This window comes from Nocardioides sp. L-11A, from assembly GCA_029961745.1.
Taxonomy (GTDB): domain Bacteria; phylum Actinomycetota; class Actinomycetes; order Propionibacteriales; family Nocardioidaceae; genus Nocardioides.
This window is the reverse complement of sequence record CP124680.1, coordinates 5,081,546-5,105,074: the sequence shown is the minus strand read 5'-3', so window position 1 is coordinate 5,105,074 and position 23,529 is coordinate 5,081,546. Positions and strand designations below refer to the sequence as shown.

The 23,529-nt window shown below is 72.9% G+C and carries 21 protein-coding genes, 2 tRNA genes and 1 other RNA gene; 16 read left to right on the top strand and 8 right to left on the bottom strand.

The annotated features are described in order from the left end of the window. Positions 1-134: 134 nt before the first annotated feature. From QJ852_24435 to QJ852_24410, 6 genes are all read left to right on the top strand, one after another. Positions 135-1,487, top strand: a complete 1,353-nt coding sequence (locus QJ852_24435) for a hypothetical protein (GenBank protein ID WGX96280.1) — start codon at positions 135-137, stop codon at positions 1,485-1,487. Between the two features lie 133 nt (positions 1,488-1,620). Further along, the gene (locus QJ852_24430; protein WGX96279.1) at positions 1,621-1,938 is read left to right on the top strand and encodes a hypothetical protein; all 318 of its coding nucleotides are present in this window, start codon (positions 1,621-1,623) and stop codon (positions 1,936-1,938) included. Between the two features lie 45 nt (positions 1,939-1,983). After that, entirely contained in the window at positions 1,984-2,298 is a 315-nt protein-coding gene (locus QJ852_24425) for a WXG100 family type VII secretion target (GenBank protein WGX96278.1), read from the top strand. Positions 2,299-2,737: 439 nt separating this feature from the next. Beyond that, entirely contained in the window at positions 2,738-4,120 is a 1,383-nt protein-coding gene (gene eccD / locus QJ852_24420; protein ID WGX96277.1) for a type VII secretion integral membrane protein EccD, read from the top strand. A gap of 12 nt (positions 4,121-4,132) precedes the next feature. Then, positions 4,133-5,539, top strand: a complete 1,407-nt coding sequence (gene eccB / locus QJ852_24415; protein ID WGX96276.1) for a type VII secretion protein EccB — start codon at positions 4,133-4,135, stop codon at positions 5,537-5,539. Next, positions 5,530-6,789 carry a S8 family serine peptidase gene (locus tag QJ852_24410; GenBank protein WGX96275.1) on the top strand — a complete coding sequence of 420 codons (1,260 nt, stop codon included), beginning with the start codon at positions 5,530-5,532 and terminating at the stop codon, positions 6,787-6,789. Before eccB ends, QJ852_24410 begins: the two co-directional genes overlap by 10 nt. A gap of 236 nt (positions 6,790-7,025) precedes the next feature. Here QJ852_24410 and QJ852_24405 read toward each other — a convergent pair. Beyond that, positions 7,026-7,110, bottom strand: a tRNA-Ser gene (locus tag QJ852_24405). 82 nt (positions 7,111-7,192) lie between these two features. On the opposite strand from QJ852_24405, the gene QJ852_24400 reads away from it, so the two are divergent. Next, positions 7,193-7,414 (top strand): hypothetical protein, encoded by a 222-nt coding sequence (locus QJ852_24400; protein WGX96274.1) that lies wholly within the window; start codon positions 7,193-7,195, stop codon positions 7,412-7,414. A gap of 67 nt (positions 7,415-7,481) precedes the next feature. Continuing rightward, an RNA gene (gene ffs, locus QJ852_24395) (signal recognition particle sRNA small type) lies at positions 7,482-7,572 on the top strand. Positions 7,573-7,611: 39 nt separating this feature from the next. On the opposite strand, the gene QJ852_24390 is transcribed toward ffs, so the two are convergent. After that, positions 7,612-8,679, bottom strand: coding sequence for a methyltransferase domain-containing protein (locus QJ852_24390; GenBank protein ID WGX96273.1), 1,068 nt, complete (start codon positions 8,677-8,679; stop codon positions 7,612-7,614). A 110-nt stretch (positions 8,680-8,789) separates the two neighbouring features. Between QJ852_24390 and QJ852_24385 the strand changes: the two genes are divergently transcribed. The 6 genes from QJ852_24385 to QJ852_24360 all read left to right on the top strand — a co-directional run bounded on the left by QJ852_24385 (position 8,790) and on the right by QJ852_24360 (position 15,159). Further along, on the top strand, positions 8,790-11,012 hold the full coding sequence (locus QJ852_24385; protein WGX96272.1) for a DNA polymerase III subunit gamma and tau: 2,223 nt from the start codon (positions 8,790-8,792) through the stop codon (positions 11,010-11,012). 56 nt (positions 11,013-11,068) lie between these two features. Beyond that, positions 11,069-11,473: a YbaB/EbfC family nucleoid-associated protein gene (locus QJ852_24380; protein ID WGX96271.1), complete on the top strand. Its 405-nt coding sequence runs from the start codon at positions 11,069-11,071 to the stop codon at positions 11,471-11,473. A 15-nt stretch (positions 11,474-11,488) separates the two neighbouring features. Further along, a complete protein-coding gene (gene recR / locus QJ852_24375; protein WGX96270.1) occupies positions 11,489-12,085 on the top strand; it encodes a recombination mediator RecR in 597 nt (198 codons plus the stop codon). Between the two features lie 8 nt (positions 12,086-12,093). Continuing rightward, on the top strand, positions 12,094-12,741 hold the full coding sequence (locus QJ852_24370; GenBank protein ID WGX96269.1) for a DUF5063 domain-containing protein: 648 nt from the start codon (positions 12,094-12,096) through the stop codon (positions 12,739-12,741). 91 nt (positions 12,742-12,832) lie between these two features. Next, positions 12,833-14,110 (top strand): aspartate kinase, encoded by a 1,278-nt coding sequence (locus QJ852_24365; GenBank protein WGX96268.1) that lies wholly within the window; start codon positions 12,833-12,835, stop codon positions 14,108-14,110. A 5-nt stretch (positions 14,111-14,115) separates the two neighbouring features. Then, positions 14,116-15,159, top strand: coding sequence for an aspartate-semialdehyde dehydrogenase (locus QJ852_24360; GenBank protein WGX96267.1), 1,044 nt, complete (start codon positions 14,116-14,118; stop codon positions 15,157-15,159). A 76-nt stretch (positions 15,160-15,235) separates the two neighbouring features. Here QJ852_24360 and QJ852_24355 read toward each other — a convergent pair whose 3' ends face one another. The 3 genes from QJ852_24355 to QJ852_24345 form a co-directional block, all read right to left on the bottom strand. Beyond that, positions 15,236-16,273 carry a hypothetical protein gene (locus QJ852_24355; protein WGX96266.1) on the bottom strand — a complete coding sequence of 346 codons (1,038 nt, stop codon included), beginning with the start codon at positions 16,271-16,273 and terminating at the stop codon, positions 15,236-15,238. A gap of 111 nt (positions 16,274-16,384) precedes the next feature. Beyond that, positions 16,385-16,458: transfer RNA gene (locus QJ852_24350), tRNA-Pro, on the bottom strand. Positions 16,459-16,539: 81 nt separating this feature from the next. After that, entirely contained in the window at positions 16,540-17,484 is a 945-nt protein-coding gene (locus tag QJ852_24345; protein WGX96265.1) for a metallophosphoesterase, read from the bottom strand. A gap of 36 nt (positions 17,485-17,520) precedes the next feature. On the opposite strand from QJ852_24345, the gene QJ852_24340 reads away from it, so the two are divergent. Beyond that, positions 17,521-17,979 carry a GatB/YqeY domain-containing protein gene (locus QJ852_24340; GenBank protein WGX96264.1) on the top strand — a complete coding sequence of 153 codons (459 nt, stop codon included), beginning with the start codon at positions 17,521-17,523 and terminating at the stop codon, positions 17,977-17,979. A gap of 397 nt (positions 17,980-18,376) precedes the next feature. Here the strand turns inward: QJ852_24340 and QJ852_24335 are convergent, their stop codons facing one another. Then, positions 18,377-20,713: a transglycosylase domain-containing protein gene (locus QJ852_24335; protein WGX96263.1), complete on the bottom strand. Its 2,337-nt coding sequence runs from the start codon at positions 20,711-20,713 to the stop codon at positions 18,377-18,379. A 240-nt stretch (positions 20,714-20,953) separates the two neighbouring features. Between QJ852_24335 and QJ852_24330 the strand changes: the two genes are divergently transcribed. Next, positions 20,954-21,232, top strand: a complete 279-nt coding sequence (locus tag QJ852_24330) for a WhiB family transcriptional regulator (GenBank protein WGX96262.1) — start codon at positions 20,954-20,956, stop codon at positions 21,230-21,232. Between the two features lie 55 nt (positions 21,233-21,287). On the opposite strand, the gene QJ852_24325 is transcribed toward QJ852_24330, so the two are convergent. Together QJ852_24325 and QJ852_24320 are read right to left on the bottom strand one after the other, a co-directional pair. Continuing rightward, on the bottom strand, positions 21,288-22,499 hold the full coding sequence (locus QJ852_24325) for an ArsA family ATPase (protein ID WGX96261.1): 1,212 nt from the start codon (positions 22,497-22,499) through the stop codon (positions 21,288-21,290). Further along, complete coding sequence (locus QJ852_24320; GenBank protein ID WGX96260.1) at positions 22,496-23,494, bottom strand: ArsA-related P-loop ATPase; 999 nt, start codon at positions 23,492-23,494, stop codon at positions 22,496-22,498. Before QJ852_24320 ends, QJ852_24325 begins: the two co-directional genes overlap by 4 nt. Between the last annotated feature and the right edge of the window lie 35 nt (positions 23,495-23,529).

The following is a 23,529-nucleotide window of genomic DNA, read 5'->3' as shown; positions in this document are numbered from 1 at the left end:
GCGCACGGGTAGGAGGACTACCCTGCGAACCGGGCCGTGAACCTCGGTCCGGCACGACACTGATCTCGGGAGGCGCTGGGGGTGGTCATCCGGTGAGTGGGACCCGTAGCCCGGCCCCCGGCACGGTCACCGCGGTGAGCGTGCACGGCCCGCGAGGCGTGCTCGACCTGACCGTGCCGGTCGACGCGACCCTCGAGGACGTCTCCCGGACCTACTCCGCCGAGGCCGGCCTGCCCGTCGTGCTCCCGCTGGTCACCCGGTCGGGGGAGCCGCTCCAGCCCACCGCCGTCGTCGGCGCCGCGGGCCTGGTCGCCGGCTCCGTGGTCGTCGCGGTCGATCCGTCGTCGCGGCCCGCGCCGCCGCGCAGCAGGTTCCGACCGGGCGAGGCGGGCGAGGCGATGCTGACCGCGGGACCGGCCTCGGCGCTCTGGTTCGCGCTCGCCGTCGGCGTCGCCGCCGTGGCCGGGTGGTGCGCCGCCGGACTGCCGACCGAGGACCGCTGGCCGGTGGTGGCGGTGCTCCTCGCCGCGGCCGCCGTCGGCTGCCTGCCGATCGGCGTCCTGCGCTCCCAGCGAGCGCTCGCCGCCCCGGCGTACGCCGCCGCGGCCGGGCTCGCCCTCGCCTGGGACCCGCTGCCGGAGCGGCTGCCGACGGTCGCCGGCATCGCCGCCCTCTGCGCGGCGATCACCGCGGGCGTCGGCCGGGCGCTGGCGGCCCCCGAGGACCCCGCGGTCGACGGGCTCCGGGTCTGGATCGCGGTCGGTGCCGGCTGGTTCGCCGTCGCCGGGCTCGGCGCGCTGATCGGTGTCGCGCCCCAGGCGGTGTGGGCGGTGCTCTTCCTCGCCGCGGTCCTGGCCGCCCGGTTCGTGCCGGAGCTCGCGGTCGACGTACCCGACCAGTACCTCCTCGACCTCGAGCGCCTCGCCGTCACCGCCTGGTCGGCCCGCGAGCGACCCACGGGGCGACGCGGCCGGATCGTCGTCCCGGAGCAGGCCGTGCAGGCCGTCGCGGCCCGCGGCGCCCGGGTCGTGACGGCGGCGGCCACCGCGGTGCTGCTCGTCGTGGTCGTCACGACGCCCCTGCTGCTCGCCACCGCGCACCTGCCCCTCGACAGCGCGGGCGCCCGCTGCCTGATCGGGTTCGGCGGTGCGACGCTGCTGTTCGCCGCCCGCAGCTATCGGCACGCCACTGCCAGCCGGCTGCTGCGCCTGGCCGGCGTGGTCGCGCTCGCCGCCCTGGCCGTCGTCCTGCTCGGTCTCGCCCCGGCGAGCGGGAGCCCGGTCGTCTCGCCGGGAGCGGTGGCCGCGGTCGCCGTCGCCCTGGCCGGGACCCTGGTGCTGGCGGCGGTCCTCGTGGGCCGTGGCTGGCGGTCCGCGTGGTGGTCGCGACGCGCCGAGATCGCCGAGGCGATCTGCGGTGCCGTCGCCGTCGGCTCCCTCGTCGTCGCCGTCGGCTTCTTCCGTCACCTGTGGGAAGTCACGGGTTGAGGTTTAGCCCTGCGCGGGCGAGGGGTAGCACCACACGCGTCGGCTCTTTGGCAGCACTCGGGGAGCCAGATCGAGGAAACCGAATTGCACGGGGCGGGCCTCACCGCCCGCCAACCAGCACCAAGGAGCAGACATGGCAGTCGAGTTCGGACACGCAGAGGGCGCCCTCGGGAAGGTCGCCGATCTGGTCATCACCGCCAAGCAGGACCTCGGCAAGCAGGCCCAGACGATGGAGGGCCAGCTCGAGAGCATGCGCCAGGAGTGGGTCGGCACCGCCGGTCTCTCCTTCGACAACCTCAAGAACGCGTGGCTCGAGAAGCACAAGGTCGTCACCACGGCCCTCGACCGCTTCCACGCGTCCCTGACCGAGACCGAGAAGGACAACGTCGCGGTCGACGAGCAGGCCGGCTCGGAGATGGTCAACCTCCTCAACCGCCTCGGCCAGCAGTAGTCCCCGCCACCCACCCACGAACTCGACGAACTCCAGGAGACAACCATGACCGGACCTGACTTCGGTGCCCTCGACGGCCTGCGCGTCAAGCACGCCTCCCTCGAGGCCGCGGCGCAGAACATGTACGAGACCGCGAAGGCCATGAACGCCCGCCTCGACCAGCTCGAGAGCGACGCCCAGCCCTACATCAGCACCTGGGCTCCCGACAGCGAGCAGCGACTGAGCTACGACCAGGCCAAGTCCGCCTGGGACTGGGCGATGAAGGAGCTGCTCGACCTGCTGGACGGCGTCTCGAAGACGACCTACCAGTCCAACTCGGAGTACATCCAGGCCGACAAGCGCGGCGCCGGCCGGTTCTGAGTTCTCTGGGCCGAGCGCGGCTGCGGCGACGCGAAAGCAAAGCAAGTTCCCGGAGGTCGCCTCTCGCCGTGCTGCCGGCCGGGGTTCTCTGGGCCGAGCGCGGCTGCGGCGACGCGAAAGCAAAGCAAGTTCCCGGAGGTCGCCTCTCGCCGCGCTGCCGGCCGGGGTTCTCTGGGCCGAGCGCGGCTGCGGCGACGCGAAAGCAAAGCAAGTTCCCGGAGGTCGCCTCTCGCCGTGCTGCCGGCCGGGGTTCTCTGGGCCGAGCGCGGCTGCGGCGACGCGAAAGCAAAGCAAGTTCCCGGAGGTCGCCTCTCGCCGTGCTGCCGGCCTCCCGCGCCGAAGGGGCCGACCTCCTGGTCGGTCCCTTCGCTGCTGTGCGGGTACCTTGCCGCAAGGTCACTAGGATCCGGAGCGCGGGCTCTCGGGAAGGATGGGGCAGATGACACAAGCGCCGCGCACGAGCGCCGCCGTCACCTCCGGGCTGGTCCGGGTGACGGTCACCTCCGGCACCCGGCGGGTCGACCTGGTCCTTCCGGGCGCCATCCCGGTCGCCGAGCTGCTGCCCGAGCTGGCCCGCAGCGTCGGCCTGCTCGATCCCGCGACCGTGCACGGCGGCTACCGCGTCGGCACCGCCGACGGCCGCCGGCTGGCGCTCGACACCGGCCTGACCCTCCAGGGCATCGAGGACGGCGGCCTGCTGACGGTCACCGCAGGCGTCGACGACCCCGCGCCCCGGGTCTACGACGACGTCGTCGAGGCGATGACCGATGTCGTCGAGCACGATCTCGAGCCCTGGCACCCGGCCGCCGGGCGTCGTACGGCGCTCGTCGCGGCGGGCCTGTTCCTCGCTCTCGGTGCCGGTGCCCTGCTGGTCCAGCGCGGTTCCGACATCGCCGCCGCGGCCACCGCGCTGGTCGCCGTCGCGCTCTGCGCGGGCGCGATCGTCCTCTCCCGGGCGCAGCGCGAGCACGAGGCCGGCGTCGCCGTGGCCTGGCTGGGCGCTGGGTACGCCGCCGTGGCCGGCATCATGTTCGCCCCGGACAGCGACAGCTGGTTCGCCGACCCGCTCGCCGCCGCCGGCGCCGGCGCGCTCGTGGCCGGAGTGGTCTGCCTGATCGGCCTCGGCCCCGGCCGGACCCTGGCGTTCCCGCCGATCGTCGTCGGCGCGCTCGGCGTGGGCGTCGGCATCTACGTCCGCTCCTCGCCCGACGGCTTCGCCCCCGCGCCGTTGCTGACCACGGTCCTGGTGCTCGTGGTCCTCGCCGGCAGCGTCTTCCCGTGGCTGGCCCTCGGGGCCACGACGACCCGCGTCGATCAGCTGTACTCGCCCGCCGACATCACCGCCGACCCCGACGACATCGAGCGCGCCCGGGTCGCCGCCGACGCCCGGGTCGCCCACGAGATCCTGCTCGCGATCAGCGGCACCGTCGGCCTGCTCCTCGTCCTCGTCGCCCCGCTGGCCGTCAGCCTCGGGATCACCGGCACCCTGCTCGCGGTCGACGCCTGCCTGATCGTCGTGCTCCGCACCCGCCAGTACCGCACCGGCAGCGAGGTCCTGCTCGGCCTCGCCTCCGGTGTCGCCGGCATCGCCGCGACCGCGGTCGCCGTCCTCGCCTTCCACCCCGACTGGCGCCCGACGCTGGCTGTCGTCCTCGCCGTCGTCGGCGCGGTGCTCCTCGTCGCCACGCTCAGCCCCGCCGCCCCGTCGGTACGCCGGGGCCGGCTCGGCGACCTGCTCGAGTCCGTCGCCCTCCTCACCCTGCTCCCACTGCTCGTCGTCGCCACCGGTCTGTTCGACCAGGTGCGCGACTGGCTCGGATAGGACGGACGGTCCGTGGCCACCAAGAAGGACCTCGTCGAGGCCTATGCCTTCAGCCGTCGCCGGCTGGTCACCGCGTTCGTGTCCGGCGCGCCGGGCGGCCGCGAGGTGGAGCCCGCGCGCCCCGGCCGGATGATCGTCGGCGGCATCGCGCTCGCCGTCCTGCTCGTCGCCGGTGCCGCCATCGCCGGCGCCCTCTCGGACCGCGCCGAGGTCGACTGGGACAAGCCCGGACTCGTCGCCGACGACCGTGGCGCGCTCTACGTCATCCTCGACGAGGACCTCGCGTCGGGCCTGCCGCGGGTGCGGCCGGTCATCAATGTGACGTCGGCCCAGCTCATCCTCGGTGCCGGCGTCGAGGCCCGCAAGGTGCCCGACGACGAGATTGCGGGGGAGCGGAAGGGGCCGCCGATCGGGATCCTCGACGCCCCCGCCACCGTGCCGGGCGCCGATGACCTGGTCGAGAGCGGCTGGACGTCGTGCACCGGCAGCGGACTCGGCATGCAGACGTCGGTCGAGGCCTCGCCCGGCGTGACGCCGGTGCCGACCACCGGCTTCGTGGTGCGCTCGGCCGCCAAGGACGCGGTCTACCTCATCGCCGAGGCCGATGTGCCGGGCCTGCCGCGCCGCGCGTACCGCTACGAGCTCACCAACGGCAGCGACGGCCTCTACAGCGACCTGCGGATCTCGCCCAACAACATGATCGCCGTGCCGGACGCCTGGCTGGAGCTGTTCCCGCCCGGCGCGTCCCTGGACGCCGAGGGCCTCGGCATCGACGGCTGGGGGCAGCCGGCCCGCCTCCCGGGCTACGACGGTGCCCGCGTCGGGGACTGGCTGGAGCGCTCCGGCACGACGTACGCCTTCACGAGGACCGGCTTCGTGGAGCTCTCGCCCTTCGAGGCGGCGGTGCTGCGCAACACGCCTCTCGGCAAGCGCGCGCCGCAGGCGGTGACCGAGGTACCAGGCGCGCCGTTCGACATCGTGCGCGGTGCCGCCGGCGCCGGCGAGCACTGGCCGGAGCAGGTCCTGGCCGGCTCGCTGCCCGCCACCGAGCAGGCCTGCGCCCAGCTGACGACCGACGAGGACACCGAGCCCGCCGTACGGCTGGTCTCCGCGCCCACGGGCGCGGCCAGCGCCGAGGACGTCGCCACCGGCGACCGCGAGGTCACCGTCGCCTCCGGTCACGGCGCGGTGATCCGCTCGGCCGACTGGATCACCAGCGCCGGCGGCACCATCCACCTGATCGACGACCGCGGCTACAGCTATCCGGTCGCCAGCACCGACGATCTCGCCCAGCTCGGCTACGGCAAGGTCCCCGGGCTGGTCGTCCCCGACGTGTGGAACAAGCTGTTCGAGGCCGGTCCCGAGCTGTCGCAGGATGCCGCGCTCTGCCCGCCGTCGAGGGACCGGTCGTGCGGCTAGGGTGGCCCGCCCGCGTCGCCGTGGGTGGGCTGTCCGGCGTCGCCGTGGGGCTGTCTCTCGCCGGCGCCGCCCTGGTCGGTACGCCGGCCGCTGCGGTCCCGCGCGGGCATGTCGCGGCCGATGTCGAGGGACCTCGCTGCCTGCAGGTCAGTGCGAGCACGACCGACCAGCGTTCGGTCAGGGGAGACAACCCGGCCAACCTCGCGCTGCACGTCGAGGAGGCCCGGGCGCTGGTGCGCAAGACCGGGACGCAGCCCGGTGCCGGCGTGCAGGTGGTCGTCGTCGACAGCGGCATCGACGGGTTCCGGGGGACGGCGCCGGTGGAGCTGCCGAGCGGCCACGGCTTCGCCGTCGCGGGCATCGTCGCCGGTCCCGACCAGGCCGAGCCGAGTCGTGTCGACGTCGGGATCGCCCCCGCTGCCGAGGTCGTCGACGGACGCTTCTACGACACCTTGGAGCGCTCCCAGGAGGGGCAGCGCGTCCCCACGGCCGCCGACCTCGCCCAGAAGCTCGGCGAGATCGCCGCCGCCCGCGAGGGCGGTGCCCGGCCCCGGACCGTCGTGGTCGTGCCCGCGCAGGTCCCGTACTCCGCCGAGCTCGAGGCGCAGGTCGACCGGCTGGTCGGCACCGGCGCCCTGCTGGTCGCCGCCTCCGGCGACCGCCCCTCCGGTGAGGGTGCCTTCCCCGACGGCTACGAGGGGGAGGCGAAGAAGGGCGAGGACGCCGCCGAGGTGATCTGGCCGGCCGCCCACCCGAAGGCGATCGCGGTCGGGGTCTCGACGCCGGGCAGTCGCGGCACCGTGCTCCGCAGCTCGGCCATCGACCTCGCCGCGCCCGGCGCCGGCGCGGTCTCCAAGGCCCTCAACGGTGGCTGGTGCGTCGTCGACGGCGCCTCGACCGCGTGGGCCGCCGCCCAGGTGGCCGGTGTCGCCGCCCTCGTGTGGTCCGCCCACCCCGACGAGAACGCCGAGCAGCTGCGGACCCGCCTGGAGCAGACCGCCAGCGGCAACGGTGGCCCGTCCAGCCCGATCACGGGGTACGGCGTCGTCCAGCCGGTCGAGGCGATCCAGCGCGACATCGCCGACATGGGCGCCGAGCGCACCCAGCAGGTCCGGCCCGCCCAGCCACCCCGCGCCCAGGCCGACGTCCTCGCCGGTGCCCGCCACGACGCGATCTGGTGGGGACTCGGCGGCGGCGCCGCGCTCGTCGTCCTGCTCCTGCTGCGCCCGCTGCTCGCCCGTCGCCGCTGAGCCCGCCGGACCGGCCGCGGGTGGGGCGCGGGGTCGGTGCGGGGTGGACCAGTAACACGCTGTCCGCGTGACTGGTCGGCAGTTGTCAGCGCGCGAGGCCGCATTCTCGCCGCGTTCGTGCTGAGAGCGTCCCGGTGGTGCGGTGGACGGCGTGTTACTTGCCTGCCGAGCCGCTCGCCCCATGCCCGAAAAGCACCGACGGCGCCGACTCTCGTCGGCGCCGTCGGTATCTGCGGCGGAGGTAGGGGGATTCGAACCCCCGAGGGCGTTAACCCAACCCGCTTTCCAAGCGAGCGCCATAGGCCACTAGGCGATACCTCCGCGGAGGAGGTTACCGGCAGATGGACGGTGGGGTGGAATCGGGACTCGTCCCCCGACCGGCTCGGCGGCGTACCATCGAAGCATGACCGCGCGGGGCGACGAGCCGGAGCCGTGGGCTCGCGCCGAGCACCTGCCCACCGACGCCCAGCGGATGGGGCTCAACCGGTCCGTGCCCGACGGTGCCCTGCTCGAGTTCGCGGGCTCCCTGGACAGTGCGAAGCGCTCCCATCGGATGGTCGCCTGGGTGCTCCTGGTCGTGATGGTCACGCCGGTCCTGCTGACCGTGCTCGACCTGCTGCGCTGAGCTCGCCCCCGTCCCGATGCCGCGGTCGATGTGAATCGGGCGCACCCCATCCTCTAAAGTGGCCCGCAACCCCCCACGTGGCGGTATCTCACCCAACTCCCCCAGGGCCGGAAGGCAGCAAGGGTAAGTGAGCTCTATCGGGTACGTGGGGGGCCTCTTCGTTCCGCCCGGTTCGTTCCCGGTTCGTCCCGCCCGGCTTACGGCTTGCGCGCGAGGTAGAAGTAGTTGAACGGGTCGCTCCGGACCTCGCGGGCCTCCACCTCGACCAGGCCCGCCTCCTCGAGCATCCGGATCGCGGTCTGCCGGCCCCACACGGTGCCGAGCCCGGCGCCGCCGTGGGCGAGCGACACGGTCATGCAGTGCATCAGGCTGATCGTGTAGAGGTAGGTCACCCACGGCAGGCCCAGGTTGTTCTCGACACCCGTCTCGGCCTTGATGTCGACCATCAGGAAGGTTCCGCCCGGGCGGAGCGCCGCCGCGATGCCGGCGAGCACCCGGTCGGGGAACGCCTGGTCGTGGATCGCGTCGAAGGCCGTCACGACGTCGTACGCCGCAGCCTCACCCAGCTCGGCGACGTCGCGGACCTCGAAGGCCGCGTTGGTGAGTCCCCACGCGGCGGCCTCCGCGCGCGCCGCCGCGATCGCCTCGGCACCGAGGTCGTAGCCGACGAACCGGCTCGCGGGGTAGGCCCGGGCGAGCAGGTTGACGGCATGGCCGGAGCCGCAGCCGATGTCAGCGAGCGCGGCGCCCTCGGTCAGCCGCTCGTGGAGGCCGGGGACGGTCGGCACCACGACGTCGAGCAGGCCGGCATCGTGGACGGCGGCGGCGTCGGCGGCCATCAGCTCGTGGAACCGGGGGAAGCGGTCGTAGCCGAGCCCGCCGCCGTGCCGGAACCGCTCGCGCAGCTCGGGCTCCACGCCGGCGAGCATGGTGAGCATCTTCATGCTGCGGGCGAGGTTCACCGGTCCGTCGGCGGGGGTCAGGCAGGCGGCGCGTTCGCGGGACAGCGCGTAGTGGCCGGTCGCGGCGTCGTACGTCGCGACGTCCCCGGCCACGATCCCGTCCAGCCACTCCCGCAGGTACCGCTCGTCGACCCCCGCCGCCGTGGCCAGGGTGGCGGTGTCCGCGGGCCCCGTGCGGGCCAGCACGTCGAGCAGCCCGAGCTCGTCGCCGATGCCGAGGAGCAGGCCCAGGGCAGCGTCCTCGCGCACCCGGACCATCCGCTTCTGGAACGCCCTCGCCTCGTCCCGGTCCATCGTCGTCATGATGCTCGTCCTCCCTGTGGCTCGCGCCTCACGATAGGGGTCGGGCCGCGCCGCAGGGGACGGCGCCACGGCCCCCGGACGTGTCGGGGCCAGCGACTAGGGTGGCTCCCGTGGACTCCCCGCTCGCGCTCTATCGCCGCTACCGGCCCGAGACCTTCGCCGAGGTCATCGGGCAGGAGCACGTCACCGAGCCGCTGCGGGCCGCGCTGGCCGGCAACCGGGTCAACCATGCCTACCTCTTCTCCGGTCCCCGCGGCTGCGGCAAGACGACGAGTGCGCGGATCCTCGCCCGCGCGCTCAACTGCGAGAAGGCGCCGATCTCCGATCCGTGTGGGGAGTGCGAGAGCTGCCGCGACCTGGCGCGCAACGGGCCGGGCTCGATCGACGTGATCGAGATCGACGCCGCCTCCCACGGCGGCGTCGACGACGCCCGCGACCTGCGCGAGAAGGCCTTCTTCGCGCCGGTGAAGAGCCGCTACAAGGTCTACATCATCGACGAGGCCCACATGGTCACCACGCAGGGCTTCAACGCCCTGCTCAAGCTGGTCGAGGAGCCGCCGCCCCATCTGCGGTTCATCTTCGCCACGACCGAGCCGGAGAAGGTCATCCCGACCATCCGCTCGCGCACCCATCACTACCCGTTCCGGCTGATCCCGCCGCGGCTGCTGACGTCGTACCTCACCGAGCTGTGCGAGCGCGAGGGTGTCTCCATCGAGCCGGCGGCGCTGCCGCTCGTCGTGCGGGCCGGCGCGGGCTCGGCCCGCGACACGCTCTCGGTGCTCGACCAGCTGCTCGGCGGGGCGGGCCCGCAGGGCGTGACCTACGACCTGGCGAGCGGCCTGCTCGGCTACACCCCCGACACGCTGCTCGACGACGTCGTGTCCGCCTTCGCCGCCGGCGACGGCTCGGCGGTCTTCGGTGTGGTCGACAAGGTGATCGAGACCGGGCAGGATCCCCGCCGGTTCACCGAGGACCTGCTCCGCCGGCTGCGCGACCTCGTCATCATCTCCGCCGTCCCCGACGCTGCGGCCTCCGGTCTGCTCGACCTCTCCGGCGACCAGGCCGACCGCCTCGTCGCGCAGGCCGCCGCCTTCGGCCGGGCTGAGCTGACCCGCGCCGCCGACCTGGTCGCGGCCGGTCTCACCGACATGCGCGGCGCCACCGCGCCCCGGCTGCTGCTCGAGCTGATCTGCGCCCGGATCCTGCTCCCCGCCGCCGACCACACCACCGAGGGCGTGCTCGCCCGCCTCGACCGGCTCGAGCGCCGCGCCTCGATCAGCGGTACGACGTCCGCGGAGTCCGCACCCGCAGCCGCTCCGGCCGTCGTCCCGGCCCAGGACCGGCCGGTGCCGTCGCGGGCCGAGCGGGCGGCGCCGGAGCGGGTCGAGGACCCGGCTCCCGCCCCGGCTCCCGCCCCGGCACCCACGCCGCCGCCCACTCCGGCTCCGGCGCCCACGCCGGTGGTCGAGGCGACGCCCGAGCCGGCCCATGCACCCGAGCCCGAGCCGGTTCCCGAGCCCGTCGCGCAGCAGCCCCCGCCGTCGGTGTCGGTCGCTGCCGCCGCGGAGCCGGCCGCGGCCGGTCCGGAGCAGGCCGGGGGCAGTGCCGGGAGCAGCGCCGGCGGCAGCGGCCTGAGCCTGGTCGACGTCCGCCGGCTGTGGCCCTCCGTCATCGACCGGGTCAAGGGGGTCAAGCGGGTCACCTGGATCCACCTCACCCAGAACTCCCAGGTCGTCGGCTTCAACGGCAAGGTGCTCAGCCTCGGCTTCCAGACCGACGGCCCGCGCCGCTCCTTCGAGTCGGGCGGGCACGCCGAGATCGTCCAGCAGGCAGTGATCGACGAGATCGGTGCCGACGTGCGGGTCGAGGCGATCGTCGACCCCGCCGCCGACCCGGGGGCACGCACCCCGGAGCCGGCCGCCGCTTCTGCCCCGGCCACCCAGGCCGCCGCTTCTGTCCCGGCCGCCCCGGCCACCCCGGCCGCCCCGGCCCCGGCGGCGGCCGAGTCCGGTGGCTGGCCGGAGGTCACCGCGCCGCCCTCCTCCGCCGTCCCGTCCTCCTCCACCGGACCGTCCGCACCGCCCCCGGACGACCCGCCGCCGTGGGCCACCGAGCCCCCGCCGGCCGACGGACCGCCCGAGGAGCCGGTGTCGCGTCGCTCGCGGGTGGCCGACATCCAGGCGCAGGCCGATGCCGCCGCGGAGGCGCCGCCGGAGGACCCCGACGCCGCCGTCGACCTCAACGACCGTGAGGTCGACGCCGAGTCCAGCGCCGAGCTCCTCGCCCGCGAGCTGGGCGCCCAGATGATCGAGGAGATCCCCCGCGGCGACTGAGCCGCTGCCGCCGCACTCGAGCCAACCGCCCGGACCACAGAGAAGAGACCCTCACCATGAGCCAGAACCCCTTCGACGCCCTCGGTGGCGCCGGCGGCCTCGACCTCGGTGCCCTGCTCCAGCAGGCCCAGCAGATGCAGGACCAGCTCCAGGGCGCCCAGCAGCGTCTGGCGGAGGCCACCGTCGACGGCTCCGTCGCCGGCGGCGCCGTGACCGTGACGGTCACCGGAGCCGGCGAGCTGACCGCCGTCACGATCAGTCCCGACGCGATCGACGGCACCGACGCGGAGGCGCTCGCCGACCTCGGCGACCTGGTCGTCGCCGCGTTCCGCGACGCCCGGGCCAAGGTCGACGAGCTCGCCGAGCAGATGCTCGGACCACTGGCCGGCGGGCTCCCCGACCTGGGTGGTCTCCCCGGTCCGGGCGGACCGGGCCAGGTGCCCGGCCAGCTCGGCTTCTGAGCGAGGGCGGCACTCTTGTACGAAGGCGTCGTCCAGGACCTCATCGACGAGCTCGGGCGGCTGCCCGGGGTCGGTCCGAAGAGCGCCCAGCGGATCGCGTTCCACCTGCTGCAGGCCGACCCCGCCGACGTACGACGGCTCGCCGAGGTCCTGATCGAGGTCAAGGACAAGGTCAAGTTCTGCTCGGTCTGCTTCAACGTCGCCGAGGACGACCAGTGCCGGATCTGCCGTGACCCGCGTCGCGACCCGGCGGTGCTGTGCGTCGTGGAGGAGTACAAGGACGTCGTGGCGATCGAGCGGACCCGCGAGTTCCGTGGCCGCTACCACGTCCTGGGCGGTGCGATCTCGCCCATCGACGGCATCGGTCCCGAGCAGCTCCACATCCGCGAGCTGCTCACCCGGCTCGGCGACGGCACCGTCACCGAGGTGATCCTGGCCACCGATCCGAACCTCGAGGGCGAGGCCACCGCGACGTACCTCACGCGCATGCTCGGCCCCCTGGGGTTGCGCGTGACGCGTTTGGCCAGTGGACTTCCGGTGGGAGGAGACCTGGAGTACGCCGACGAGGTCACCCTGGGTCGGGCATTCGTGGGAAGGCAGACAGCGACATGAACGGGAACATGAGCGACGACAGCACCACCACCGAGCAGCTCCCCGGCCTCGCGGCGCTGGAGGCGCTGATCGCGGTCGAGACGGAGACCGTGCGACTGGCCGACGACATCGCCGCGTCGGTGCGGTCCTTCCTCGACGGCGTACGGGTCGTCGCGGCACAGGCGAGCGGCGGGCAGGCGGTGTCCCTGCTGCTGCTCCAGATCAGCCAGATCGCGCTCACCGGCGCCCGGCTGGGAGTGCATCGCGACTTCGCGCCGCGCGACGAGTACCAGCCCGACGACGGTCCCGACCCCGATGACATCGACGAGCTGCGTCTCCAGCTGGCGCGGCTGCTCGGCGACCTGGACACCTACAGCTACGTCTTCGACCCCTACGACTCCGAGGTCGTCGAGGGTCTGCTGTCCGACGACCTCACCAGCATCGCCGCCGACCTCGCCGTCGGCGTGCGCCACTACGAGGCGGGTGACGTCGAGGAGGCGCTGTGGTGGTGGCAGTTCTCCTATGTGTCCTCGTGGGGCGCGCTCGCCGGGTCGGCGATGAAGGCGCTGCTCTCGGTCGTCGCCCACGACCGGCTCGACGTCGATCTGGACACCACCCAGGAGCTCGCCCTGGTGGAGGCGGCGGCCGCCGTACTGGACAGCGCGGAAAAGGGCTAGCCCCCTCTCGTAGACTCGGGGGCGGCCCCGTCGATGTGGCCTTGCCCTAGAAGTAGCACCGTCCCCGAGACCACGCCAGGAGTGAGCCCCCGTGGGCATTGTCGTGCAGAAGTACGGCGGCTCGTCGGTCGCCGATGCCGCCGGGATCAAGCGCGTCGCACAGCGCATCGTCAACACGAAGAAGGCCGGCCACCAGGTCGTGGTCGTCGTCTCGGCGATGGGGGACACGACGGACGAGCTGATCGACCTCGCCAACGAGGTCTCGCCGCTGCCGCCCGCGCGCGAGCTCGACATGCTGCTGACCGCGGGCGAGCGGATGTCGATGGCCGTGCTGGCCATGGCGATCCACGACCTCGGTCACGAGGCCCGCTCGTTCACCGGCTCCCAGGCCGGCGTGATCACCGACGCCGAGCACGGCAAGGCGAAGATCATCGACGTCACGCCGGGCCGGATCCAGACCGCGATCGACGAGGGCGCGATCGCCATCGTCGCGGGCTTCCAGGGCGTCTCCCAGACGACCAAGGACATCACCACGCTGGGCCGCGGCGGCTCCGACACGACGGCCGTGGCGCTGGCCGTCGCGCTGCGCGCCGACGTCTGCGAGATCTACTCCGACGTCGACGGCATCTTCACCGCCGATCCCCGCATCGAGCCCCGCGCCCGCAAGGTGCCCCGGATCTCCTACGAGGAGACCCTCGAGATGGCCGCGCAGGGCGCCAAGATCCTGCACCTGCGGTGCGTCGAGTACGCCCGCCGCTACGACATGCCCATCCACGTCCGCTCCTCCTTCTCCGAGAAGGAGGGCACCTGGGTCGTCAAGGCCGAGGATGTTGCTCAGGAGAATGCAATGGAAGCCGCGATCATCACCGGTGTCGCCCATGACCGCAGCCAGGCCAAGATCACCGTGGTCGGCGTCCCCGACAAGCCGGGCGAGGCGGCCGCGATCTTCCGCGCCGTCGCCGAGGCACAGATCAACATCGACATGATCGTGCAGAACGTCTCGGCCGCCGCGACCAGTCTGACCGACATCTCCTTCACGCTGCCCGCCGGTGAGGGCCAGACCGCGATGACGGCGCTCTCGCGGCTCCAAGCCTCGGTCGGCTTCGAGTCGCTGCTCTACGACGATAGTGTCGGCAAGGTGTCGGTCGTCGGCGCCGGCATGAGCTCCTCGCCGGGCATCTCCGCGCGCTTCTTCGAGGCGCTCTCGGAGGCCGGCGTCAACATCGAGATGATCTCCACCTCGGAGATCCGCGTCTCGGTCGTCGTGGCCGAGACCCAGGTCGAGGCGGCCGTCAACGCCGCCCACGCCGCGTTCGACCTCGGGTCGGACGAGATCGAGGCCGTCGTGTACGGCGGAACGGGGCGCTGAGCGTCATGGCCATCAACATCGGTGTGGTCGGCGCGACCGGCCAGGTCGGCGTCGCGATGCGGCAGATCCTGCTCGAGCGGGAGTTCCCGGTCGGCGACGTCCGCTTCTTCTCCTCGGCCCGCTCGGCCGGCAAGGTGCTCCAGTTCGGCGACCGTGAGGTCACCGTCGAGGACGCCGAGACCGCCGACCCCAGCGGCCTCGACGTCGCGCTGTTCTCGGCCGGGGCCACCGCCTCCCGCGCGCTGGCCCAGCGGTTCGTCGACGCCGGCGTGATCGTGGTCGACAACTCCTCGGCCTTCCGCAAGGACCCGGCGATCCCGCTGGTCGTCTCCGAGGTCAACCCGGAGGCGGCGGCGGCGGTCATCGCGGCGGGCCGCGGCATCATCGCCAACCCGAACTGCACCACGATGGCAGCGATGCCGGTGCTCAAGCCGCTGCACGAGGAGGCCGGCCTGGTCCGGCTGATCGCGTCGACGTACCAGGCCGTGTCCGGCTCCGGCATCGCCGGCGTCGAGGAGCTCGCCACCGGCGTCGCCGCAGCGGGCGACAAGGCCCGGGAGCTGGCCTACGACGGCGAGGCCGTGGCGTTCCCCGAGCCGGGCGTCTACCAGCGGACGATCGCCTACAACGTCCTCCCGCTGGCCGGCAGCATCGTGGATGACGGTCTCGACGAGACCGACGAGGAGCAGAAGCTCCGCAACGAGTCCCGCAAGATCCTCGACATCCCCGACCTGCGCGTCTCCGGCATCTGTGTGCGGGTGCCGGTCTTCACCGGTCACTCGCTGGCGATCAACGCCGAGTTCGCGCGGCCGCTGACCCCCGAGCGTGCCCGCGAGCTGCTCGCCGGCGCTCCCGGCGTGGAGCTCGCGGACATCCCGAACCCGCTCGCCGCGGCAGGCAAGGACCCGTCGTACGTCGGCCGGATCCGTCGGGACCCCGGTGTCGACGACGACCGTGGGCTCGCGCTCTTCGTCTCCAACGACAACCTGCGCAAGGGCGCCGCGCTCAACACGGTCCAGATCGCCGAGTTGATCGCCGCCTCGCGCTGATCCACCTCACCATCGACCCGTCGCGTTTGAACGCGACGGGTCGATGCGATTTCGGCGTTCAGATGCGCCGGGTCGATCAGGTGTCGGCGGGATCGACGAAGGTCTTGGTGACCCAGACCGAGGCGAGGTAGGCGCCGATGCTGAGGATCGGCACGATGATCAGCGTCGACCAGTGGTCGAGCAGGTCGATGAGGAAGAGCAGGGCCACGACCGCGACCAGGCCGACCGCCAGGAAGCTGCTGCTGCCGGGATCCGGGATGGCGAACGCCTTCAGCAGCTGGGCGCCCAGCAGGACGCACAGGGCGAAGGTCGCGATCAGCAGCAGGAAGCCGGGGCCGCCACCGCAGGAGGACGTCCCGCGCACGGCCTCGCAGCCGCGCAGGGACAGCCAGGTGAGGACGACCATCGCCGCGCCCACCACGAGGCCGGAGAGGGCCGCGGCGCGGTAGGCGGTCAGGAGGGCGCCGCCGGCGCCCAACGCGGCGATCTCGGCGTCCTCGAGCTCCGCGGCGCTGACCGGCTCGGGCTCCACCTCGACCGCGGCGGGCCGGGGCTTCGGGGCAGGTTTCGGTGCGGGCTTGGTGGCGGGCGGGGGGCTCGCCTTCGGTGCGGACTTCGGCGCGGACTCCCGGTCGGCGGCGGGCTCCTCCGTCTCGGGGAGCACGACGGTGGGCTCGGGCTCGAGTTCCGGCTCGAGTTCCGGCTCGGGTTCCGGCTCGGGCTCGGGCTCCGGCTCGGGCTCGGGCTCCGGCTCGGCCTCGGGCTCCGGCTCGGCCTCGGGCTCCGGCTCGGCCTCGGGCTCCGGCTCGGCCTCGGGCTCCGGCTCGGGTTCCGGCTCGGGCTCGGGTTCGGGCTCGGGTTCGGGCTCGGGTTCCGGCTCGGGTTCCGGCTCGGGTTCCGGCTCGGGTTCCGGGGCAGTCTCCGGAGAGATCGCGGGCTCCGTCTCCGGGACGACCTCGACCTCGGGCTCCGCGGCGACCTCGGGCTCAGGACGGGCGGCAGGGCGAGCAGGGCGGGCCGGGGCGGCCGGTGCCTGACCGGTCGCCTTCTTCTTCCGCCCGAACAGCTTCGGCGGCTCCAAGCTGAGCTTCAGCTTGTCCTGCTCGTCAGACATGGCATGCAGTGTGTCACGAACGCACAGGTGAGCGAGTGGTGGCCGCAGGGCGACACGGGCGTGAAAACCCGACGGGCGGATCCGGTCTCACCGGATCCGCCCGTCGATCGGTCGGGCTGACAGGATTTGAACCTGCGGCCTCCTCGTCCCGAACGAGGCGCGCTACCAAGCTGCGCCACAGCCCGCCATGAACCGGCTCCGAGGAGCGGCTCACCAGCACGGGAGCATAGCGGAGCGGCTGGCCGGACCCGCAATCGCCGGTGCCCTCAGGCGCGAGACGACGCACCCGGCAGCAGGGTGAGGAGCGTGGCCTCGGGGCGGCAGGCGATCCGGATCCGGGTGTACGGGTTGGTGCCGAGACCGGCGGACACGTGCAGCCAGGCCGATCCCGGGTCGCCGGGACGTGCGTCGGCGGGGTGGCGGTGCAGGCCACGGGCCCGGGCGGGTTCGAGGTCGCAGTTGGTGGCGTACGCGCGGGAGTCGCCGGGCCAGGGGAGCCGGACCTGGCCGCCGTGGGTGTGGCCGGCGAGGACGGCGTCGTACCCGTCGGCGGCGAACCGGTCCAGCACCCGCAGGTACGGCGCATGGGCGAGTGCCAGACGCAGGTCGGCGGTGGCATCGGCGGGCCCCGCGACGGCGGCCAGGTCGTCGTAGGCGAGGTGCGGGTCGTCGACACCGGCGAGGGCGAGGACGGTCTCGCCGACCGTGAGCCGGTCGCGGCGGTTGGTGAGGTCGACCCAGCCCGCGCCGGTGAGGCCGGCGCTCAGCTCGCGCCAGGGGAGCTGCGGGGTCGAGGTGTGCCGCTTGCCGTTGTCCGGCAGGACGTAGCCGAGCGGGTTGCGGAGCCCGGGCTCGAAGTAGTCGTTCGAGCCGTGCACGAACACGCCCGGACGCTCCAGCAGCCCGCCGAGGCTGTCGAGGACGACGGGGACGGCGGCCCGGTGGGCGAGGTTGTCGCCGGTGTCGACGACGAGGTCCGGCTCCAGCCGCGCGAGGGCGCGCAGCCACTCCTGCTTGCGCGCCTGCCCGGGGGTCATGTGGAGGTCGCTGAGGTGGAGCACCCGCAGCGGCCGCATGCCGGCGGGGAGCACCCGCACGTCGACGTGGCGCAGGGTGTACTGACGCGCCTCCCAGAGCGCGTACGACGTCACGGCAGTCCCGAGGGCGGCCCCGGCGCCGACGGTCCGCAGCAGCGCCGTACCGAATCCCATTCGTCCAGTCTCGCCCACGACAGGCAGAATCGAGGCATGAGCACCCTCAAGGACCAGCTGCGCACCGACCTCACGACCGCCATGAAGGCCCGCGACGAGGTGCGGTCCTCGACCCTGCGGATGATCCTGACCGCGGTGACCAATGCGGAGGTCGCCGGCAAGGTCGCCAAGGAGCTCACCGACGACGAGGTCCTCACCGTCCTCGCCGCCGAGGCCAAGAAGCGCCGCGAGGCCGCGGTCGCGTTCGAGGAGGGGGACCGTCCCGAGAGCGCCGCCAAGGAGCGCGCCGAGGCGGCGGTGATCCAGGACTACCTGCCCGCGCAGCTCGGTCCGGAGGAGATCGCGACGATCGTGACCGCCGCCGTCGAGCAGGCCGGGGCCGCTGGCGCCGGGCCGAAGGCGATGGGCCAGGTGATGGGCATCGTGCAGCCACAGGTCAAGGGCCGGGCCGACGGCGCCGCCGTCGCCGCGGAGGTACGCCGCCAGCTCGGCTGATTGCTCGGGCCGAGCGTGTCGGATACCGGGCTCGCCGCCCGGACCTCGCTCCGCTCGCCCCGCGGGCTTCGCCCGGTGCGGCTGCGCCGCCGTCCGCCACGCTGCCGGCCGGGCTGATCGATTGGGTCGAGCGTGTCGCCCTGTCGAGAGGCGCGCACGGTCGCTCGCTGCGTTCGGACCGCGGTCGCCTCGCGACGCGGCTTCGCCGCCGGGCGCCACGCTGCCGGCCGGGCTGATCGCTCGGGCCGAGCGTGTCGGATACCGGGCTCGCCGGCGTGCCTCGCGCCCGTGTTCGTCGAGTAGCGCGCGAGCGCCAGCGAGTGGCGTATCGAGACTCCTCACCCGCGTCTCGATGCGCTCCCGCCCAGGGGCTCGGACTACCCGACGACCAGCGCGGTCAGCCCTGCCCGTTCCCGTTCCCATTCCCGTTGTTGCCCCGGCCCTTGTTCTTCTTGCCCTTCTTCACCTTGGGCGTGCCGTCGGAGATGAACAGGGTCACGGTGTCGCCGGCGGCCAGCCGGGCGCCGGTGCCGGGGGCGGACCAGGCGACCAGCCCCTGGCCGACCGCGGAGTCGACCGAGCCGCCGTTGACCACGGTGAAGCCGAGGCCCTCGAGCATCGCCTTCGCGTCGTCGTACGACTTGCCGGAGACGGCAGGCACGGTGGTGAGCAGCCCGCGGATGTCGGTCGAGGACGGCCGGGTGAAGTCGATGTCGTCGAGCAGCGGGGCGATCGCCTTGAAGGCGTCGCCCCAGATCGGGCCGGCTGTCGTCGAGCCGGACGATGCATACAGGGTGCGCCCGCCGACCGACTTGCCGTCGAGGGACTCGGGGTGTCCCTCGCCGTTCACGCCGGCGACCATGGCGGCACCCGCGAGGTTGGGCGTGTAGCCGACGAACCACACGGAGTTGTTGCCGTTGGTGGTACCGGTCTTGCCGGCCGCGGGCTGGCCCGGGGCCTGAGCCCTCGCGAACCCGCCCTCGATGACGCCACGGAGGACGTCGTTGACGGCGTTGGCGACCGGGCTGGCGAGCACCTGGGTGCAGTTCTTCTCGTACTTCTTGAGCACATTGCCCTGGGCATCGGCGATCTCGGTGACCGGTCGCGCGTCGCAGTGCAGCCCCTCGGCCGCGAAGGTGGCGTAGGCCTCGGCCATCTCCAGCGGGCTGACGTCGGCGACGCCGAGCGTGAACGACGGGATGATGTTGGCCTCGGTGAGCTCGGTGATGCCCATCTCGCGGGCCAGCTTCCACGGCTCGCAGAGCCCGGTGGCCAGCTCGAGGTTGACGAAGAAGGTGTTGACGGAGTTCCGGGTGCCCTCGTAGAGATCGGGGGCGGACGAGGAGCTCGTGGAGTTCTTGGGCTCCCAGACCTCGGTGCTCTGGTAGGGCCCGTCACACGTCTCGAACTCGTTGAGCGGGAACCGCCCCGGGTTCGGGGCCGGGAACCGCTGGGTCAGCGGGATGTCCTGGTTGATCGCCGCGGCGAGCACGAAGGCCTTGAAGGTCGAACCGGGCTGGAAGCCGGCCGCGTCGCCGTACCGGGTGGGCACGGTGTAGTTGAGGAAGGTCTCGCCCTTCTTCTTGCCCATCGGGCGGGACTGGGCGAGGCCCTTGACGTTGCCGGTGCCGGGCTCGATCAGCGCGAGGCCTCCGATGGCGAGGTCGTCCTTGTAGACCTGGGAGGTGACCGAGTCGTTGGCGGCCGCCTGGTAGCGCAGGTCGACGGTGGTCTTGATGGTGAGGCCGCCGTTGAAGATCAGCTGCCGCCGCTCCTCCGGGTTGGCGCCCAGCGCGGGGTCGGTCATCAGCCAGCGCACCACGTAGTCGCAGAAGAACTGGGCCTCGGAGTTCACGCAGCCGTTGGGCTGGTTCTGCACCCGCAGGCCGAGCTTGCGGTCCTTGGCCTTCTCGGCGTCCTCGTCGCTGATCACGCTCAGCTGGGCCATCCGGTCGAGCACGATATTGCGGCGGACCGTCGCCTGGGCCTTGTTCTTGGTCGGGTTGTAGGCCTCGGGGCTCTGCACCAGGCCGGCGAGCAGCGCCGACTGGCGCAGGTTGAGGTCCTTGGCGTTGACGTTGAAGAAGTGCTGCGCGGCCGCCTGGATGCCGTAGGCGCCGTCGCCGAAGTACGCCGTGTTGAGGTACCGCTCGAGGATCCAGTCCTTGGTGTGCCGCTTCTCCAGGGCGATCGCGTAGCGCAGCTCGCGGAGCTTGCGGCCGTAGCTGTCCTCCTTGGCGGCGGCGATCGCCTCCTTGTCGCCGTTCGCCTGGGTGATCAGGGTCAGCTTGACCAGCTGCTGGGTGATCGACGAGCCACCTTGGGTGACGCCCCCCGCGGCCTGGTTGGTGAACAGCGCGCGCATCGTGCCCTTGAGGTCGAGCGCGCCGTGCTGGTAGAAGCGGTAGTCCTCGATGGCGACGATGGCCTCGACCATCGTGCGCGAGATCTGGCGGAGAGGGACGTTGACCCGGTTCTGGTCGTAGAGCGTCGCGATCGTCTTGCCCTCGGCGTCCTTGACCTCGGTGCGCTGCGGCAGTTGCTCGGTCTCGAGCTCCTGGGGCAGGTCGTCGACGGACTCGGAGACGTTGCGCGCCGAGAACCCGAGGACGCCGGCGAACGGGATGGCCAGGCCGGACACGACGACGCCGAGCACCGCCGCGACGATCAGCATCACGCCGAGGTGGGAGGCGACCTTCCGCGGCGGGAGGCCGTCGAACCGGGTGCGGGACATGCGCTCAGGGTACGTGAGGGGGTGGCAGGCGAAGGAGTCGACGGAGGCCGTCCCGGGCCGTCCCAACGCCCGTCCCGCGCTCGCCGGGTCTCGATCGGTCTAGTCCGATGTGACTAGACAGGTTGGGCCCGATGAGTGATATCCGTGCGGAGCGTCGTCCTTTACCTTGGACCGGTCGAGGAGACCGAGCGCTGTGGGGGCGTTGGCTCGTCGGTTGTGGGAAGCATCAGGGGACAACACATGTGGGTTGAGGATTGGGCGCCGCGCGCCGCCTGTCGGGGACAACAGCCGGACCAGCTCTTCGTCCGTGGCGCTGAGCAGAACAAGGCCAAGCAGGTCTGCACCGGATGTCCGGTGCGCACCGAGTGTCTGGCCGAGGCGCTGGACAACCAGATCGAGTGGGGTGTCTGGGGCGGGATGACCGAGCGGGAGCGTCGTGCGCTCCTCCGTCGCCGTCCGAACGCCTCGTGGCGCAACGTCTTGGAGTCCGCGCGCGACGACCAGGACGCCACGGTCTGATCCGTCCCGGGGCCCGTCCGGGTTCCGGCGCGTGTCACCGGGGTCGGGTGCGCGCTCAGGCGGGGCTCGCGGTCTCGTCCGCGGTGCCCCCGAGCAGCGCGCCCACGGTGCGCAGCCCGCCGAGGTCGTGCACGTCACCGGCGAGCGCCGGTACGACGACCGTCGGCACTTGCGGGTGCGCAGTGGCGAACCGGTCCCGCAGCGTCCGCTCGCGCTGGACCATCCGCACCCGGTCGGCGTGCAGCCGGAGCAGCCCCGCCGTCAGGGCCGCCGTCGGCGACGCCGCGTCGGCGTGACGCAGCCGCTCGGCGGCGGTCATCGCCTCCTCGGCCGACAGCTCGCCCGCGGGCTCCGGGCTGGCGCGGTTGACGACCAGCCCCGCCAGCGGCATGTCGTCCTCGCTGAGCCGTTCGACGAAGTACTCGGCCTCGCGCAGCGCGTCCGCCTCGGGGGCCGCGACCACGAGGAACGCCGTACCGTCGGCCTTGAGCAGCGAGTAGGTCTGCTGCGCGCGCTGCCGGAAGCCGCCGAAGACGGTGTCGAGCGCGGTGACGAAGGTCTGCAGGTCCTTGAGGAACTGCGCGCCGAGGATCTTGGTCAGCGCGTTGGTGATCAGGCCGATCCCGGCCGTCATCAGCTTCGCCGGTCCCTTCGCGGGCATCAGCAGCAGCCGCACGAACCGGCCGTCGAGGAAGCTGGAGAGCCGTTCGGGGGCGTCGAGGAAGTCCAACGCCGAGCGCGACGGCGGGGTGTCGACCACGATCAGGTCGTAGGTCCCCGCCTCCTGTGCGTCCCGGTGGATCTGGCCGAGCTTCTCCATCGCCATGTACTCCTGTGTGCCCGCGAACGAGCTCGACAGCGCGATGTAGAAGGGGTTGGCCAGGATCTGCCGTGCCTTGTCGGGGCTGGCCTGCGAGAGCACCACCTCGTCGAAGGTGCGCTTCATGTCCAGCATCATGGCGTCGAGGCTGCCGGAGCCCTCGACGCCGACCACCGGGCGCGGGGTGTTGTCGAGCTCCTCGATGCCCATCGACTGCGCCAGCCGGCGGGCCGGGTCGATGGTCAGCACGACCACCTTGCGTCCCCGCTCGGCGGCGCGCAGCGCGAGCGCGGCACTGGTCGTGGTCTTGCCGACGCCGCCGGAGCCGCAGCACACGATGATCCCGGTCGCCGGGTCGTCGAGCAGTGCGTCGACGTCGAGCGGCCCGGCCCGGCGGGTGGTCGCGGGGCCGACCCGGGTGGGGCGCTGGGTGCTGCTGCGACTCATGCCATCCCCTGCTCTCGGAGGAGCCCGGCCAGCTCGTAGAGCCCGCCGAGGTCGATCCCGCCCGCCATCCGCGGCAGCTCGTACGACGGCACGTCCAGGCCGGCCACGATGGCCCGTTGCGAGTCCTCCAGCGCCCGGCGCTCGGCATGGTCGGCCGCCTCGACCAGCAGGCCGTCGACCAGGCCGGGGCCGACCACGATGCCGCCGTCGACCAGGTCGCCCTCGAGCCGCCCGCGGTCGAGAGTGCCCGCGCGGGCCGCGGCGAGGTCGGCGGCGCTGAGGTCGCGCGGGCGCACCTGGTTGACGACGACGCCGCCCACCGGCAGCCGGGCCCCGCGCAGCTCGGCGATGCCGTCGGCGGTCTCCTGGACCGGCATCTCCTCCAGTACGGTGACCAGGTGGACCGCCGTCCGCGGGGAGCGGAACAGGGTCATCATCGTGTCGGACTGGGACTTGATCGGACCGACCTTCGCGAGGCCGGCCAGCTCGTTGCTGACGTTGAGGAACTGGGTGATCCGCCCGGTCGGCGGGGCGTCGAGCACCACGGCGTCGTACTCGATGGCGAGCTTGTTGCGGCTGTTGCGCTGGACCGCCTCGTAGACCTTGCCGGTCAGCAGCACGTCGCGGACGCCGGGGGCGATGGTCGTGGCGAACTCGATGACGCCGAACCGGTCGAGGGCCTTGCCGGCGCGGCCGAGCCGGTAGTACATCGCGAGGTACTCCAGCAGCGCCGACTCGGCGTCGATGTGCAGCGCGTGGACGACACCGCGGCCGCCGTCGGGCTCGGGCAGCCCCGTCGTCAGCCGGCGTTCCTGGTACGGCAGCGGGTCGACGTCGAACATCCGGGCGATGCCCTGGCGGCCCTCGACCTCGCACAGCAGTACGTTCCGCCCGCGGGTGGCGAGGGCCAGGGCGAGGGCGGACGCGACCGTGGACTTGCCGGTCCCGCCCTTGCCGGTGACGACGTGGAGACGCACCTTCGGCCAATCGCTCACCCGGTGAGCCTAGTGGTGCGTCCCCACGTCAGGGG

What these genes read in the sequence shown, in the direction of transcription:
- QJ852_24370 (WGX96269.1), top strand. Translation starts at nt 12,094, where the DNA reads ATGAGCGACGACAGCACCACCACCGAGCAGCTCCCCGGCCTCGCGGCG.
- QJ852_24380 (WGX96271.1), top strand. Translation starts at nt 11,069, where the DNA reads ATGAGCCAGAACCCCTTCGACGCCCTCGGTGGCGCCGGCGGCCTCGAC.
- QJ852_24360 (WGX96267.1), top strand. Translation starts at nt 14,116, where the DNA reads ATGGCCATCAACATCGGTGTGGTCGGCGCGACCGGCCAGGTCGGCGTC.
- QJ852_24340 (WGX96264.1), top strand. Translation starts at nt 17,521, where the DNA reads ATGAGCACCCTCAAGGACCAGCTGCGCACCGACCTCACGACCGCCATG.
- eccD (WGX96277.1), top strand. Translation starts at nt 2,738, where the DNA reads ATGACACAAGCGCCGCGCACGAGCGCCGCCGTCACCTCCGGGCTGGTC.
- QJ852_24400 (WGX96274.1), top strand. Translation starts at nt 7,193, where the DNA reads ATGACCGCGCGGGGCGACGAGCCGGAGCCGTGGGCTCGCGCCGAGCAC.
- QJ852_24330 (WGX96262.1), top strand. Translation starts at nt 20,954, where the DNA reads ATGTGGGTTGAGGATTGGGCGCCGCGCGCCGCCTGTCGGGGACAACAG.
- QJ852_24325 (WGX96261.1), bottom strand. Translation starts at nt 22,499, where the DNA reads ATGAGTCGCAGCAGCACCCAGCGCCCCACCCGGGTCGGCCCCGCGACC.
- QJ852_24430 (WGX96279.1), top strand. Translation starts at nt 1,621, where the DNA reads ATGGCAGTCGAGTTCGGACACGCAGAGGGCGCCCTCGGGAAGGTCGCC.
- QJ852_24425 (WGX96278.1), top strand. Translation starts at nt 1,984, where the DNA reads ATGACCGGACCTGACTTCGGTGCCCTCGACGGCCTGCGCGTCAAGCAC.
- QJ852_24355 (WGX96266.1), bottom strand. Translation starts at nt 16,273, where the DNA reads ATGTCTGACGAGCAGGACAAGCTGAAGCTCAGCTTGGAGCCGCCGAAG.
- QJ852_24335 (WGX96263.1), bottom strand. Translation starts at nt 20,713, where the DNA reads ATGTCCCGCACCCGGTTCGACGGCCTCCCGCCGCGGAAGGTCGCCTCC.
- QJ852_24345 (WGX96265.1), bottom strand. Translation starts at nt 17,484, where the DNA reads ATGGGATTCGGTACGGCGCTGCTGCGGACCGTCGGCGCCGGGGCCGCC.
- QJ852_24390 (WGX96273.1), bottom strand. Translation starts at nt 8,679, where the DNA reads ATGACGACGATGGACCGGGACGAGGCGAGGGCGTTCCAGAAGCGGATG.